Here is a 15,407-nt window from a genome sequence, read left to right as displayed (position 1 = left end):
TCGGATGCAGCAATCGGATGCAGCAATCGGCGTGATCCCGCATGCATGCCGCGCCCAAGTCGTGCCTATAATCCGGACACGTCACTTGTCCATGTCCACATCGGATCCACAACGGTGCCCTCCCCCGCCGATTCTTCCTTTGCCCCCAGGCCGGCCGACGCCGACCGGCTTGCGGCGTTGCTGCAGGGCGCGGCGATGGGCGACCGGCAGGCCTTGCGCCAGCTCTACGACCAGACCGTGACGAAACTGTTTGGTCTCGCGCTGCGTATCACCAACAGGCACGACTGGGCGGAGGATGTGGTGCAAGAGAGTTTCGTCAGCATCTGGCATCACGCCGGCGACTACCGGCCGCACCTGGCCGCCCCGATGACCTGGATGAGCGCCATCGTGCGCAACCGGGCGCTGGACTGCCTGCGCCGGCAGGCGGCCGCGCGCACGAGCCAGACGGTGGAGTTGGACGACAGCCTGGGCGAGTGGCTGGCGGATGATGCGGCCGGCCCGGCCGAACTGGCGCTGGCCAGCCAGGAAGCGCGGGCGCTGAACCAGTGCCTGCAACAGCTGGAGCAGCCGCAGCGGCAGGCGATCTCGCTGGCCTACCTGAAGGACATGAGCCATAGCGAACTGTCCGAACAGTTGCAGGTGCCGCTGGGCACCATCAAGTCATGGATACGGCGCGGCCTGGAACGCCTGCGCACGTGCCTGGAAAGCCTCCCATGAACCTCAGCCGCCACCCCGACCTGATCGACCGCCTCGCCGCGCAGTACGCGCTGGGCGTGTTGCGCGGCGGCGCGCGCCGCCGCTTCGAGCAGCTGGCGCGGCAGGAACCCGCCATCCGCGCCGCGATCGGCCACTGGCAGGCGCGGCTGTCCGGCATCGCGGAGCTGCAGCCCCCCGCCGAGCCCGTCGACAAGGTGTGGTGCGGCATCGAGCAACGGCTGGGCTGGCAGCCCGTGCCCGCTGCGGCTGCCTCGGCTCGCATACAGGAGCCCTGGTGGCAGCGCCTGTGGAACGTGCCATCCTTCTGGCGCGGCGCCACGCTGGCGGCGGCTGCCGTGGCCGCGCTGGCGGTGGGCCTCAATGTCCGCATTGCGCACCAGCTGGACACCGCCCCACTGGTCAGTGCCGTGGCGGTGCTGAACGACGACCGCGCCGAGGCGGCCGTGCTCGTGACGTGGGACGCACGCTCCCGGTCCATGACACTGCGCCGCCTGGATCACCTGCCGTTGACCGATGAGCAGGTGCTGCAGCTCTGGGCCTTGCCGGCCGGCGGCAAACCGCAGTCCCTCGGCCTGATCGGACACCAGCGGCAATTGCGCCTGGCAGTGGCGCAGCCGCTGGGCAAGGTGCCGGCGCTGGCCATCAGCGTGGAGCGGCCGGGCGGCTCGCCCGACCCCAATGGGCCGACCGGGCCTGTCGTGTTCAAGGGCCAGGTCATCGACAACACGCTTTAGGCAAGGCTGGGGCTGGGAGGTGCCCCGCAGCGATATAATCCCGGTTTCCCCGATTTTTCTCGTTTGCCCCCGCGGCCTGCCGCCGGCTTGCGAACCAACCCAGCCTTACCGCCCATGACCTCCCAACTTGCCAAGAAAGGCGAAGCCTGGTCCGCCCGCTTCTCCGAACCGATGTCCGACCTGGTGAAGCGCTACACCGCTTCGGTGTTCTTCGACAAGCGCCTGGCGCTGTTCGACATCCAGGGATCGCTGGCGCACGCCGCCATGCTGGCCAAACAAGGGATCATCGCCGAAGCCGACCGCGCCGAGATCGAGCGCGGCATGACGCAGATCCGCGGCGAGATCGAGGCGGGCAGCTTCGAGTGGAAGCTCGACCTGGAAGACGTCCACCTGAATATCGAAGCGCGCCTGACCGCGCTGGTCKGCGACGCCGGCAAGCGCCTGCACACCGGCCGCTCGCGCAACGACCAGGTCGCCACCGATATCCGCCTGTGGCTGCGCAGCGAGATCGACACCCTCATCGGCCTGCTGGGGGCACTGCGCGGCGCGCTGCTGGACCTGGCCGAGAAGAACGCCGACACCATCCTGCCGGGCTTCACCCACCTGCAGGTGGCCCAGCCGGTCACCTTCGGCCACCACTTGCTGGCCTATGTGGAAATGTTCACGCGCGACGCCGAGCGCATGGCCGACTGCCGCCGCCGCGTCAACCGCCTGCCGCTGGGCGCCGCCGCGCTGGCCGGCACCAGCTACCCGATCGACCGTGAGTTCGTCGCGCAGCAGCTCGGTTTCGACGGCGTGTGCCGCAACTCGCTGGACGCCGTCTCCGACCGCGACTTCGCCATCGAGTTCTGCGCCGCCGCCGCGCTGGTGATGACGCATATCTCGCGCTTCTCCGAGGAACTGGTGATCTGGATGAGCCCGCGCGTCGGCTTTATCGACATCGCCGACCGCTTCTGCACCGGCAGCTCGATCATGCCGCAGAAGAAGAACCCGGACGTGCCCGAACTGGCGCGCGGCAAGACCGGCCGCGTCAACGGCCACCTGGTCGGCCTGCTGACCCTGATGAAGGGCCAGCCGCTGGCCTACAACAAGGATAACCAGGAAGACAAGGAACCGCTGTTCGACACGGTGGACACCGTGGCCGACACGCTGCGCATCTTCGCCGACATGGTGCCGGGCATCTCCGTCAAACCGGAAGCCATGCGCGCCGCCGCGCTGCAGGGCTACGCCACCGCCACCGACCTGGCCGACTACCTGGTCAAGCGCGGCCTGCCCTTCCGCGATGCCCACGAAGCCGTGGCGCACGCGGTGCGCGCCTGCGACGACCGCCGCTGCGACCTGGCCGACCTCACCGTGGCCGAGCTGCGCGAGGTCACCGGCCTGGGCGACAAGGCCGCGCTGATCGGCGACGACGTGCACGCGGTGCTGACGCTGGAAGGCTCGGTCGCGGCACGCAACCATATCGGCGGCACCGCGCCGGCGCAGGTGCGCGCGGCGATTGCCGCGGCACGCGCGGCACTGTAATAACAGAAATAACCAGAGGAATAACCAGAGGAACTACGGCTGCCGGCACTCCAGGGCGGGTGCTGGCAGCGCGGTGGATGGGTACTCTTGTCGATCGCCGGCACAAAGCCGCCGGGCATCTCTGATCTCCGGCGTCAGCGAAACCGCAGGCTTGCGCGGTGGCAAGGCGCCATGGTGCGACGGCACGCCACTGCCGCCGGCACCTTCATCCAGGCAAGCAGTATCAGACTATCAGACTGTTACGCCGAAAACCTTGCTCCAGATACCGAGGTTCACGATACGCCATAGCGTGAAGTCCACGGGGCCACGGCCATCCAGCGCAGCATGCACCCGTTGGCGCGTGCCTTCGGCATTGAGCAGCGAGGGGAAGCGCCGCAGCGTTTCTTCCATCCCGTCAATGATGGCGCCGCGCAGCGGCCCTCTAAACCACTCTTCTTCCGGCGTGGTGAAACCAAGCTTGTCACGCCGGTCGCAGATCATGTCGGGCATGATGCCGCGCATGGCCCGGCGGAGCACCGACTTGGTCTCGCTGCCGCGCATCTTGTGCTCGTTCCCCAGGCCGATCGTGAACTCGACGAGCCGGTGATCGAGGAATGGCACGCGCGCCTCGATGCTGTGCGCCATGCTGTTGCGATCTTCGTACTTGAGCAGCATCGGCAGGTTGGTCGCCTGGACCATGGCCTGGCACAAGCCGCCGATATCGGTGACTGGCGGCAAACCGTCCTGATCGAGCGCAGTCTGGAACGCACCCTTGCGTGGATTGAGCGTGGTGAATGCCTCCGAACTGAGCCAGTCCGGCCCGCCGCCGCCGACCACCGCCGCCTGCCTTGCCAACCACCCGCGCAGCAGATATGGCAGGCGCGGCCCGAACAGGGTGCGCAGCTGCTCCTTGATCGGCACGCCGAGGTCGCGCTGGCGCTCCCGCACGGTGCCCAGCAATTCGCCAAAGCGCCGCTGGTCCAGCAGCATGTTCATGTGGTAGCTGTAGCCACCGTGGTAACCGGCAAGTTGCTCGTCCGCACCCTGCCCGTCGAGCATGACGGTAATGCCTTGCGTGTGCGCCTCGGAGAATACGCTCCACTGAGCGAAGATGCTGGTGCTGCCGTAGGGCTCGTCCTGGTGCCAGGTGATTTTCTCGGCCAGGCTGAACGCGTCCTCATAACGCGGATAGATGTAGTATGGCCGGCAGCCGGATTGCTTGACGACGGACTCCATGAACGGCCGCTCGTCGACGCGTTTTTCCGCATAGCAGGCACTGACGGTGTGCATGTGGCCGCCATCTGCCTCGCCGGCGAGACGCCGCGATGCCAGGCTCACGATCGCGGAACTGTCGAGGCCGCCCGACAGGCACGACCCCACCGGCACATCGGAGCGCAGATGCAGGCCAACCGACGTGTCGAGCAGTTCGCGAAAGCGCTCCGCTGCCGCGGTCGCGTCGAGCTTGATGCTGCCGGGCTCCGGCAGGCGATACCAGCGCTGCGGTGCAAGCGGCCGACCAGGGTTAAAGTTATCCAGGTCGAGGGTGAGCTTCTCGCCGCCACGCAACTGGAATACGTCGGCAAACAGCGTCTGGTTGGTATGATCGGTGATGCCGGTAGACACGAAGTCGAACAGGCGGGCGACATTGCCGCGCCGCGCGAGTCCCGGCATCTCCAGCAGCTGCTTGATTTCGGAGCCGAACGCGAGGCCTGCCCCGGTCGCCGCGAAATACAGTGGCTTGATGCCGAAACGGTCGCGCGCAATGAACAGCTTGCGGGTGGCGCGATCGAGAATCGCAAAGGCGAACATGCCAACGAAGCGGTCGAGACAAGCCTCGCCCCACGTGGCATAGGCGGCGATCAGCACCTCGCTATCCGAATGCGTGTGAAACACGACGCCCTTGGCCTCGAGTTCCGTGCGCAGTTCACGGTAGTTGTAGATCTCGCCGTTGAAGACCAGCCAATATCGCTCGTCGGCGAATGCCATCGGCTGCAAACCGGCGGAACTCGTATCGATGATCGCAAGCCGACGGTGTCCCAGCGTGACTGGCCGACCGCCGATCTCGAATGTCTTCAGGCCGTGGCCGTCAGGCCCACGATGCGCGATGACGTCCAGGTACTTCTCATCCGGCGCGAGGCCAACTGAAATCCAAATTCCACACATGAATCAATTCGCCACGAGTTCGTTGTAGAGACGCAGCATCCGCGCCGCCTCATTGGACCAGCACAGCTCTTCGGATGCCACGATCGCCTTGTGCTTCATGCGATCGATGCTGTCGCGCGTCAGTCCGTTGACCGTAGCCGCGATGGTCTCCTTGGAGAGCCCCTCGAAAACGACGCCATGACCGTACTGTTCGCACAGACGCGTCATTTCCCGCAGATCGCTGACGCAAAGCGCCAGGCCGGCCATCGTGTACTCGAAGAATTTGTTTGGCAGAACATAATGGTTCTGCAGCGAATGCGCCTTGAGTGCGAAGAACCCCACATCGAACTCTCGCGCTTGCGATACGAGTTCGATCATCGGCACCGGCGGCAGCATGATGACGCGCGACTCAAGCTTCAGCGAGCTGATCAGGCTGCGCAGTCCCTCCAGGTAGTAAGCGTCACCCGGGCCGCGAATGTACAGGGAATACTCCGGGCGCCAGAGCGGTACGCTGGCGATGGTTTCTTCGAGACCGCGCCCGGGCGCCACGATACCGTGGTACAGCAGGCGGATCGATTCGCCCGTCGGGCGGAACACGGATTGTGAAAACTGGGGCGCATTCCGGATCACGGCCGGTTTCAACGGCAGCTTGTATAGCTTCTCGAGCGCATCCGCAATGCCGGACGACACGGTGGAGACCACCTTCGCGCCCTTGATGTAGCGCCGCTCGACCTCTCGGACGATCGGCCGGTTGATCAGGCGCCACCGAAGTCGCTGCGCGTACTCGTCGACGGCAAACTCATGCGAATCGTAGACATACGAGGTGCCATCGCGAGCCGCCAGGCGCGCCGCGATCGGCAACGCCGTCCAGTCATTGGCAAGCCAGAGGTCCGCCTTGACACCACTCGCAGCTGCCAGCAGCTGCTGGATATTCGGCCACGACCAGTAGACCGTCTCGGCGAACTCCGGCTGGAAGTGCAGTTTGTAGAGGGTGTTTGGACGTGCTTCAAGACGATGCCGGATCTTCGCCAGCAGATTTCGGGACCTCGCCAGCGAGGACCAGACGCGCGGCCCCACGAAACGCTTGACCTTTTGTTTCAGGGCATTGGGCCGGGGTACTGGCGCATCCGCGACGGCAGGCACCCCCGCCACCGCGGCCACAGCCGCGGCCTGCCGGGGCTGCACGCCAACACTGGCTTCGGGCTCGCCCCGGACATTGACAGGCCAACGCAAGCTCGGATCATCCGTGCCGGGAACACCGACCGCGACAACATCCCACCCCGCGTCATGCAATGCATCACATTGCCGACGTACGCGCGGGTCATTGGGAATATCCGAAAGGGCGATGACACATGCAACGCGCTTGCGTGCTGTGCCGGGCTCAGCGACGGGTTTTTCGGAAGTACGTATCGACATGTTCTCGATTGCAGTAGCGCATGAACTTTCGCTGGATCTTCCTGCCATATTGTCTGTTGACATCCTTGATGTGCATTGGAATCCGGCATCCGGGATGACTTCGTCTATCCCGGCGCGGTGCCAAAATGCTGTCGTCGTGCGCCTCACGATCCACAGGAAAATGCGACCTAACTAATGCGTCCTGACTTACGCACTGTTCCTGGATCAATACCGTCGCGCAATGTTGCGGCGAGGCGGGAATCCCATGATTCCCACTCGACTAAATCGAGAACACTTGGAAAAAGGACAAGCATGTTACCACACCACCATGCGGAGCCCGAGCGTACGCCCGCCTTCCATGGTACGCGCGGCGCACCGGCCAACATGGCCGCCGGGACGCTGGCGTAAGCCACGCCGCACATGGACCGGGAGCAATTTCGACAATGCCCGGATGCCTTGTTTTGCGAGGCGGCGTGGATGCGCGGGAGCCAGGGCAAGCGGCCAGCCCTTTACGCATTGCGCGAACCCGATGGGGCCTACTGGCAAGCCGCCGCCCGCAAGAACGCACGATGCGCCGGCCAGCGTACTTCCGCGCGTCGGCCAGACAGTGCGTTCAGATGTGTCGCATCATGTAGTCATGCGAATCCATGCACTGCTTGATCAGTGCCTGGTTCTCCCGCGTCCAGGCGACGGTCCTGGCCAGGCCCTCATCCAAGCCCACTTCCGCGACGAATCCGATTTCGCGGCGCGCCTTCTCCGTGGCCCCGAACCGCTTGCCGGAACGGTCCCAGTCGCGCGCCGGTCGAAGGTCGACCGGTGTGGGATTGGCCGTCAACTGATTGATCGTCTCGGCGAGCGTACGAATATTCGTTTCCACGCCCGACGCGAGGTTGTACACCTCGCCCGGCTCGCCGGCCAGGGCGCAGCGCATCAGTCCGCGCGCCATGTCCTCGACGAAGATGAAGTCGCGGCTGGCATTGCCGCCGTTATCAAGCGGAAGCGCCTCGTGATTCAGCGACTTCCAGATGAAAGTCGGAGTGACGTTGCGCCACACGGTGTGTTGCGTGCCGCGCCAGCGCCCCGCGCCGAGGATTTCCCGCGGGCCATAGACGTTCTGGAAACGCGCCTTCACAAACGGCATCTTGTAGCGCGTGAAGTAATAGTTGCCGTAGAACTCCCCGATGAGCTTTGAAATCGAGTACGGGCTGTCGTGATACATCGAAATCGGTGCGTCTTCAGGCGTCGCCGACGCTTCGTCAAAGGTCTTCTCCGCGACCGCGCAACCGGCGGCGGCATAGACTACCTTCTTGAGATTCTCGAAGCCCTTCAGGCGATCGAACAGCTTCAGCGTCGTGATCGTATTGTTGTCGTGGTCGGCAATCGGATCCGCAATCGACGACTGGTTGCCGTGATAGCACGCCAGGTGAAAAACGAAATCGATATCGCGCGGCAGTTTGTCCAGTACCCGGTCATCCGCAATCGAACCGAGAATGAAGTTCACAGCCGCATGATCGGGCACGTTCGCCAGATTCGACGACAGCAGGTTATCGACGATCACCAGTTCGCGCGGCGCGTGTGCGAGCAACGCGTGGCAGAGGTTCGAACCTACGAAGCCTGCGCCACCCACGACCAGGATCTTCGATCCCTTGAAGTCCAGTTCACTCATTTGTCAGTCCAGAAAGTAGTCACCGGCCCGTCGGCTGCGCGGCGAGGTGGCTGAAAATATCCGTCACGCCGTGCTGGTCATACCAGTCCAGTTGACGCCGAATCGTCTGCTCGAAATTGTGCTTCGCGCGCCAGCCGAGCGTGGCAGTGGTAACGCTTGCGTCCAGCACTACCGCGGGCACGTCGTCCGCGCCGGGCGGCACGATCGGCGGCGGCGCAACATCACGCAACTGGAGGTGATCCGCGACGATGTCGAAGATCTCCTTGATCGAATGGCCTTCGCCAGTCGACACGTTGTACACGCCCGCCGGCACCGACTCCCCGAGCAGTTGGTCCATCAGTGCGAGAAAGTCCTCCATGTCGAGGAAGTCGCGCACGGTATCGCTACAGAAACACTTCTGACCGGCCTTGAGGCGCTTGTAGAAGGTTGGAATCGGCCCGATGGCCAGTCGCGGCCCGGTAACGTTGGCGAGTCGCAACGACACCACGGGAATCTGCGCCGAGCGCAGGAACTGCTCGCCGGCGGTCTTCGAAATACCGTAGCTCGTAAACGGCGCGACCGGCGCATCCACAGGAATCGGCACGCTCGACGGGCGGCCATAGCACAGCGCCGTCTGAAAATTGATCAGGCGCTTAACACCATGCGCCTCGGCCGCCCGCACGACATTGATGCTGCCGGTGACGTTGGTGGCGGTATCCTCGAGCCAGTCCGACGGATCCTTGTACGACGCGGCGCTGTGCACAACGATGTCCGGCTTGAACTCGCCCATCAGGCGATCGACAAGGGCACTGTCCACGACACTGCCTTCCACGACCGCCAGCCCGGCGACCTGCGGCAGGACTTCGCGCTTACCAGTCGCGAAGTTGTCGAGCACGAGGATTTCGTGCCCCGCGGGAATCCAGTGCTCGATCAGGTTGGAGCCGAGACAGCCGGCACCGCCGGTGATAAAGATCCGCATACCCGTCCCCTTATTTGCTTTCGGCGTGCTTCAGGTGCGTGTAACCGCCGAAGGTGCCGAACTCGCGGAAGTACGCAACCGCGGCACTGGCGATTTCGGACAGCGGAGTGAACTCCAGTTTGCCGAAATCCGCGTAGGTGCGCGACGGATCCAGCAGGATCGACGGTGCATCGTCCTCGCCGAGTTCGCGCACATCGGGCTGCGGGTACGCCGGCAGGGCCATGGCGGCCACGACGGCATCGTAGAGTTCCTGGATAGCGACATCGCCGCCCGACGAGAAATGGTAAGCACCATGACCGGTGCCGTCGAGTGCGCGAATCACGCAGCGCGCCAGGTCCTTGACGAAAACGAAGTCGCGGCGCGCCTTCGTGACAAAGCACTTCTTGCCTTGCGTCAGCCGGTCGAAGAAGATCGGCAGCGGGCCGCTGACGTTGCGCGGGCCGATGACGTTGGCCAGACGGAACGACACGTAGTCGACGCCGGAGATTTCGAGATAGTCTTCCGTGACCGTCTTCGAGATCGCATACGAGCTGTTCGCCGGCAACTTGGGATGATCGAGGCGGATCGGCTGCTGCAGCGGCTTCACGCCGTAGCACAGGGCCGTCTGGAAATAGATGAAGCGGCCGACGCCATTGGCTTTCGCTGCATGGATGAGATTGGTGCCGCCGACGCAATTGGTGAGCGTATCGTTGTACCAGTCTTCCGGGTCCTTGTACGATGCGGCGGTATGAACGATCGCATCGGGCTTGAACTCACCGATCACGCGGTCAATCAATGCCTTGTCGGCAATGGTGTCGATGATGACTTCCAGGTTCGGATGATCGCCAAGATGCTCGCGGCGGCCCGTCGCCAGGTTGTCAATGGCAACCACCTGGTCACCGCGTTCGAGCAGCAGTTCGATGATGTGCGAACCGATCTGCCCACAACCACCCGTCACAAATACTTTCATTTTCGTCATCCCATTGCAATGATTTCACTCGACGGTCTGCGACCGCCCGGAATCGGTTCAATCCACGAATTGGCGATGCCAGAGCTCGAGGCTTAGCAAGGCCCACAAATTACGGCTGTATACGTTCTTCCCGTCGATCAGGGCGTCGACGTCGATCGGCCTCGAAAGATAAGGGCGAGTCCGCGCGGCGGAACTGTTCAGGATGTCGCTGACGAATTCGCGCGCCACGCCCTTGCGGCCAAGCCAGACCTGCAGCGGCACGGGGAAACCCATCTTGTCCTTGCGCGCGCGAATCTCCTGCGGCAAGCGTTCGGCAAACGCAATCCGCAGCAGGCGCTTCAACTCACCGTCGGCAAATTTTACGTTGGAGGGAATTGTCGCAGCAAGTTCGACCAGGCGGTGATCGAGGAATGGCACTCGCGCCTCCAGCCCATGCGCCATGCTCATGCGATCCTCGACCTGCAGCAGTGCCGGCAGGAGCGTCTTGAAGTCGAAATGCGTCATGGAATCGAAGTACGATTCCTTGCCCACATTTTCGCCCCAGTAGATCTCCTTGAACTCGGCCAGTGCCGCCATCGGGTGGAACATGTCGGTGTTGAGCAGGTCGCCGAACGTGTTGGCCCGGTTGATCAGGCGGAAGTACCTCGAATCCCGCTCCTCCCAGATCCCGGAAGACCAGAACTCCTGCAGCAATGGCTTGTAGGCACGCAGCGATTGCAGGTTGGGGATGATCGATTCGTACGTGACGACGTAGTTGCCGTTGTGAATCGTACCGTCGAGCGCCCCCTTGATGCACTGCTCGAAATAGGCAATGAGATACCGCGCGTATCCGCCGAAGATCTCGTCGCCGCCCTGCCCGCCAAGCACAACCTTCACGTGCTGGCTGGCCAGCTTCGACACCATGTACTGCGGGAATGCGCCTGGCCCCGCCGTCGGCTGGTCCAGATGGAAAATGACGCGCTCGATGTTGTCGACGAAGTCCTGTTCGGTGATGTCGATCTCGTGCAGGTCGATGCGCTTGTCGCGTGCAACGGCCCTGGCGTAGTGCGACTCATCGAACGCTTCACTCAGGGAAAACTTGCCGGTAAATCCCTGAAAGCGCTCATCCGGCCGATGCTCGCGGGCGCTGGCGGCAATCAGGCTCGAGTCAACACCGCCGCTGATATATGCGCCGACCTCCACGTCACTGCGCATGTGGAAAGCCACGGAATCGTCCAGCAACGTGCGCAAACGCTCGACAAAATAGCGCTCGGTATGGTCCCAGTCAAGATGGTAGAACACTTCCCAGTAGCGCCGCAGGCGAGGCTGCTCGCCTGGCTTGACGTATCCGCAATGCGCTGGCAGCAGTTGGCGCACGCCCGAGAGCAGCGTCTTCTCGCCCAGGCAGAACTGCATGGAGAAGTACTCGTTGAGCGCCGCGGTATTGATATCCCGATTCGGCAACGCCCCCAACAGCCCCTTCATCTCGGATGAGAAGCAGAATTCCCTACCCTCAGCGTGATAGTAGAAGGGCTTGATGCCAAAGCGATCGCGCGCGATGAACAACTCTTGCCGACGCACATCCCAGATCGCGAAGGCGAACATGCCGCGCAGATGATCGACGCAATCGGCACCCCAGCGCTCGTAGGCGCGCAGGATGACCTCGGTATCGGAATGCGTGGTGAAATTCTCGGCGCCCAACTCCTCCCGCAATTCGAGGTAGTTGTAGATTTCGCCGTTATAAGTGATGACATTGCCCGAGCCGGAACGCATGGGCTGCGCACCGGTCGCCAGGTCGATGATGCTCAGACGTACATGCGCCAGCCCGACATCCCCATCAGGGGTGCGCCAGATACCGTCGCCATCGGGGCCGCGGTGACGAATCGCAGCAATCCCTTGCTGCAATCGAGCGTCTGTCTCGATCGGGTTGCCCCGAGCCGTCAAGAACCCAAAAATCCCGCACATCCGCGACGTTCCCCTGTGATGAACAAAACACTAACGCTACCGGCACTCCAGTCACCGAGCGAAAGTCACGGATCCCGTCACCGGCCCGATATTCTACACGACTTGAATTCGCCGCCTGGCTCAGCCCAGGATCTTCGGGCCGAGTACGCGGCGCAGCCGCGCGGGTAATAGCCGCCACGCCGGCCGGACTACGGCCACGAATGCGCGTTGACGCACAAGGCGCCCGGCTATGCCCCGCACCATCGGACGAACCCGCGCCTTCAGCGACCGGTCAACGGGCGGCGGCGGCGGAGGCGGCGGAGGCGGCACATAAGGATGAAACAGTTCGGACGCCTGCTCGCGCGTTGTCGCGCGACACAAGACCTCGTCGAACAGGCACCATGCCGCAACCTGGTCAGGCTCGAATCGCGATACCGTGCCAAGCTCATCGCAAACCATCGCTGGTGCGGCGAAGATGCGATGGCGGGGTCCCCGCACCAAACGGCTTTCTATGTCAGCGTCAATGCCCCGGACGAATGTCTGGTAGGCGTACCGTCCACTGGCGATGAGGTCTCGGTACGTCCGGTCTGTCATCTCACGCAGGCGGGGGATGTCCTCCAGCGCCGCAAGCACTTCGTCGAGATTGCCATAGTCGTGCCGCAACGGCAGGTAGTGCTCGTACGGCTTGACGACACCCGAATACTCCCCCTCGAACAGGATCAGCGCCGTGCGCAACCTCGCCGCCTCGAAAATCTTCGGCGAAATCTGATTCATGCGAACCTGCGCTTCCAATGGCGCCAACAGATCGCGCTGGAGGGTCTCGAAAGACGTTTGCGGGTCAGCGGCCAGCGTGGCCTCGATGCGGCTGCGCACCGTGCCGTCGAAGTCGAACACGTTCGAACCGCTTTCCGTGCCGAGCGTTGCCCGCGCCGAGCCGATGAAGCGATACCAGTCCGCGCCATAAATCCGCTTGCTATCGTCGACTTCGATGTCGATGCATACGCCTCGCTCTTGCGCCAGCCGCTTGACGTCGACGCCAATCCGGTACTTCTCCCACCCGAGCGTGCCATAGTGGTAGGGCAGCATGCGGCCACGATAGGCGATGCGCGTGGCGCGTGCCTCGATTGGCAGTGCATAGCTGTCAATGCCCGTATCCATCGGGACATAGCCGGTCAGCGTCTGCAGGAATTCGATACGTGGCAGGCGGTGTTTCGGGTAGACATACTCCCTGCCGCTGGGGGGGACGCACGTGTAGACCACGTCGAAGCCAATCCGCTCCATCCAGCGGCGTGCAGTCTCCGTGGTGTCGTATTCGTCCTGGATAAACAGGAGCTTCAAACCGTGGAAACGCTCAAGCTTGGCCGCGATGCGGGCCTGCAAGTAGTCCGGCAGCGACAGGCGCACGGAGTAGTGGCAAATGATGGCATCGAACATCGACAGGTCGATGTCGAAGCTGGCGCTCGACGGAATCGGCGTGCCCGTCGCTGGCATGTAGTGGAAACTGTGCCGCGAGAACGCCGCGAACGACTCCAGGTGCTCCAGGACCGTGCTGGTAAACGTCGAACGGTCGTCATACAGCAACAGAATGTTGAGGCGGCCATGCACCTCCGCGCTGAGCATCGCTTGCAAGCGTGTGGTGATGGCATTCGCCACCGCCCCGAGCCAGGCACAATCCTGCGCCGGGCCCGCCAGGTTGGCAAACGCCCAGGCACGCCGAAGATTATCCGCGAATGCGTCGAGCGAACTTGCAAGCGTTACCCCGGCGCTCGCACCAAGCGCCGGCGACGCGATAACCGGCAAACCGCTCGCGATCAGCGCGTCAAGCCGCACGCCGACTGCGGAATCAGCATCGGAAGCACAGGGCAGCACGATGGCCGTGGCAGCGCTCGTCAGTGAGGCCGCGTCCACTGGCCCGAGGTCGCGCACGCTCGGGTGACTGCTCAGGAGTTGCCATGCGGGGCCGGAGCGGTCGCTATCTCCTGCGACGTGGAGGTCCCACCACGGCAGACGGTGGACGAGTGCGTGCAATATCTCCGGATCCAGCGCCACGCCCAAGCCGGCGTCGCTCAATGCCACGGGGCGTGCAAGCGTAGGCTCGGCGTCAAGCGCTTCGCCAATGACAACGATCGGAACGGCTTGGCCGTATTCCACTCGCGCAAGGGCATACGCCGCTTCGTCGTCGACGATGAGCAGATCAACCTTTGCTGCCTGCCGAAGACTCGCATCCGTCTCGTCCGGCGCCGTGCGCCCCAAATGCATGATCCGCAAGGCATTCGGCCAGGCGGCAAACAATGCATTGGCGGCGCTGGCCTCCCCAACCCACAACAGAGGCCGCGCCACGCCGCGCTGGGCCAGGTATGTGACCAACGACTCGACACCTTCGGCATCGAGCGGCGCAGGCATGGGAAAAGGCTCGATCGCAGCCGGCAATGCTTCGTCGGTCCACGTCGCCGCCGGCGGCGACACCAGAACCACCGGAAGCACCATGCGCAGGCGCATGGCATCACGGCGCAACATCGCGCTATCGGTCGCACCGTCGTCAAGCATGACAACGCAATCGAAACGTTCAATCAGCGTCGCAATCACTTCAGTTCCTACGCATTGTTTCATCGCGTTCCTCTATCCGCGCTAGAGTGCGGCTTCGAAATGGCCTTTCACCCGCCGGAATGCGAGCAAGCCAAGGTAGAACAGCACCGTTGACAACACGAACACATATGCCAGGCCGGTCGCGCCTGGACTTTGATGATGCACCAGCGGCTGCCGATACCCTTCGACCAGGATGTAGAAGGGATTGAACTGCGACACGAAGCGGATGATCCGTGGCATGGACTCGATCTGGTAGAAGATCGGTGTCCCGAACAGGAGCATGGTCAGCGCATTCGGAATCACGAAGGAAATATCGCGGATAAATACGGTCAGCGCCGACAGCCAGATACCAAGCGCCGCGACAAAATAAAACTGCAGGCAGATGACAAGCGGCACCCAGACGACATGCCAGGTTGGCACATTACCGTCGAAAATCATCAGGATAACGAGAAACACTATGCTGACCCCGAGTGGCACGATGCCGGTCGCCGCCGCCGCGATGGGCAATACCTCGGATTTGAACGCAAGGTTCTTGATCAGGCCACCGGCACCGACCACCGACATCGCCGAAGTCGAAATCGCCTCGGATGCCGCAATCCACGGGCCATAACCGCTGATCAGCCAGATCACATAAGCGAGCGTCGTGTCGGCACCGGGCAGCTTCGATTTGTAGACGAAACCGAACACGAATGTGAACAGCCCCAGCATGAACAGCGGATTGGCGATTGCCCACACCCCGCCTAATTTCGACCCGAGGTACTTGTCGCGCAAGTTCACGACAAGAAAGTTGAACGTCAACGCTACGTCGCGTTTGTTGAAACCAAACATGGGTTA

11 protein-coding genes are annotated in these 15,407 nt (G+C 63.0%); 3 read left to right on the top strand and 8 right to left on the bottom strand.

Going from position 1 to position 15,407, the window contains the following annotated elements:
- Nucleotides 1-195: 195 nt before the first annotated feature.
- The 3 genes from AC1DQ3_RS07125 to argH all read left to right on the top strand — a co-directional run bounded on the left by AC1DQ3_RS07125 (nucleotide 196) and on the right by argH (nucleotide 2,975).
- Nucleotides 196-717, top strand: a complete 522-nt coding sequence (locus AC1DQ3_RS07125; protein WP_477119543.1) for a sigma-70 family RNA polymerase sigma factor — start codon at nucleotides 196-198, stop codon at nucleotides 715-717.
- Nucleotides 714-1,451, top strand: a complete 738-nt coding sequence (locus tag AC1DQ3_RS07120) for an anti-sigma factor (protein WP_477119475.1) — start codon at nucleotides 714-716, stop codon at nucleotides 1,449-1,451. Before AC1DQ3_RS07125 ends, AC1DQ3_RS07120 begins: the two co-directional genes overlap by 4 nt.
- Before the next feature lie 114 nt (nucleotides 1,452-1,565).
- Nucleotides 1,566-2,975 carry an argininosuccinate lyase gene (argH, locus tag AC1DQ3_RS07115; protein WP_477119474.1) on the top strand — a complete coding sequence of 470 codons (1,410 nt, stop codon included), beginning with the start codon at nucleotides 1,566-1,568 and terminating at the stop codon, nucleotides 2,973-2,975.
- 231 nt (nucleotides 2,976-3,206) lie between these two features.
- Here argH and asnB (AC1DQ3_RS07110) read toward each other — a convergent pair whose 3' ends face one another.
- The 8 genes from asnB (AC1DQ3_RS07110) to AC1DQ3_RS07075 all read right to left on the bottom strand — a co-directional run bounded on the left by asnB (AC1DQ3_RS07110) (nucleotide 3,207) and on the right by AC1DQ3_RS07075 (nucleotide 15,401).
- Nucleotides 3,207-5,117: an asparagine synthase (glutamine-hydrolyzing) gene (gene asnB / locus AC1DQ3_RS07110; RefSeq protein ID WP_477119473.1), complete on the bottom strand. Its 1,911-nt coding sequence runs from the start codon at nucleotides 5,115-5,117 to the stop codon at nucleotides 3,207-3,209.
- A gap of 3 nt (nucleotides 5,118-5,120) precedes the next feature.
- Complete coding sequence (locus AC1DQ3_RS07105; protein WP_477119472.1) at nucleotides 5,121-6,575, bottom strand: glycosyltransferase; 1,455 nt, start codon at nucleotides 6,573-6,575, stop codon at nucleotides 5,121-5,123.
- Nucleotides 6,576-7,104: 529 nt separating this feature from the next.
- Nucleotides 7,105-8,157 carry an NAD-dependent epimerase/dehydratase family protein gene (locus tag AC1DQ3_RS07100; protein WP_477119471.1) on the bottom strand — a complete coding sequence of 351 codons (1,053 nt, stop codon included), beginning with the start codon at nucleotides 8,155-8,157 and terminating at the stop codon, nucleotides 7,105-7,107.
- 19 nt (nucleotides 8,158-8,176) lie between these two features.
- Nucleotides 8,177-9,115 carry an NAD-dependent epimerase/dehydratase family protein gene (locus AC1DQ3_RS07095; RefSeq protein WP_477119470.1) on the bottom strand — a complete coding sequence of 313 codons (939 nt, stop codon included), beginning with the start codon at nucleotides 9,113-9,115 and terminating at the stop codon, nucleotides 8,177-8,179.
- Nucleotides 9,116-9,125: 10 nt separating this feature from the next.
- The gene (locus tag AC1DQ3_RS07090; protein WP_477119469.1) at nucleotides 9,126-10,064 is read right to left on the bottom strand and encodes an NAD-dependent epimerase/dehydratase family protein; all 939 of its coding nucleotides are present in this window, start codon (nucleotides 10,062-10,064) and stop codon (nucleotides 9,126-9,128) included.
- A gap of 57 nt (nucleotides 10,065-10,121) precedes the next feature.
- Nucleotides 10,122-12,008 carry an asparagine synthase (glutamine-hydrolyzing) gene (gene asnB, locus AC1DQ3_RS07085; protein WP_477119468.1) on the bottom strand — a complete coding sequence of 629 codons (1,887 nt, stop codon included), beginning with the start codon at nucleotides 12,006-12,008 and terminating at the stop codon, nucleotides 10,122-10,124.
- Nucleotides 12,009-12,128: 120 nt separating this feature from the next.
- Nucleotides 12,129-14,573, bottom strand: coding sequence for a hypothetical protein (locus tag AC1DQ3_RS07080; protein WP_477119467.1), 2,445 nt, complete (start codon nucleotides 14,571-14,573; stop codon nucleotides 12,129-12,131).
- Between the two features lie 42 nt (nucleotides 14,574-14,615).
- Entirely contained in the window at nucleotides 14,616-15,401 is a 786-nt protein-coding gene (locus AC1DQ3_RS07075; RefSeq protein WP_477119466.1) for an ABC transporter permease, read from the bottom strand.
- Nucleotides 15,402-15,407 lie beyond the last annotated feature (6 nt).

The sequence above is a fragment of the Cupriavidus sp. 01T418 genome, assembly GCF_056398885.1.
The sequence above is the reverse complement of the archived record's forward strand: the minus strand, read 5'-3'. Positions and strand labels throughout refer to the sequence as shown.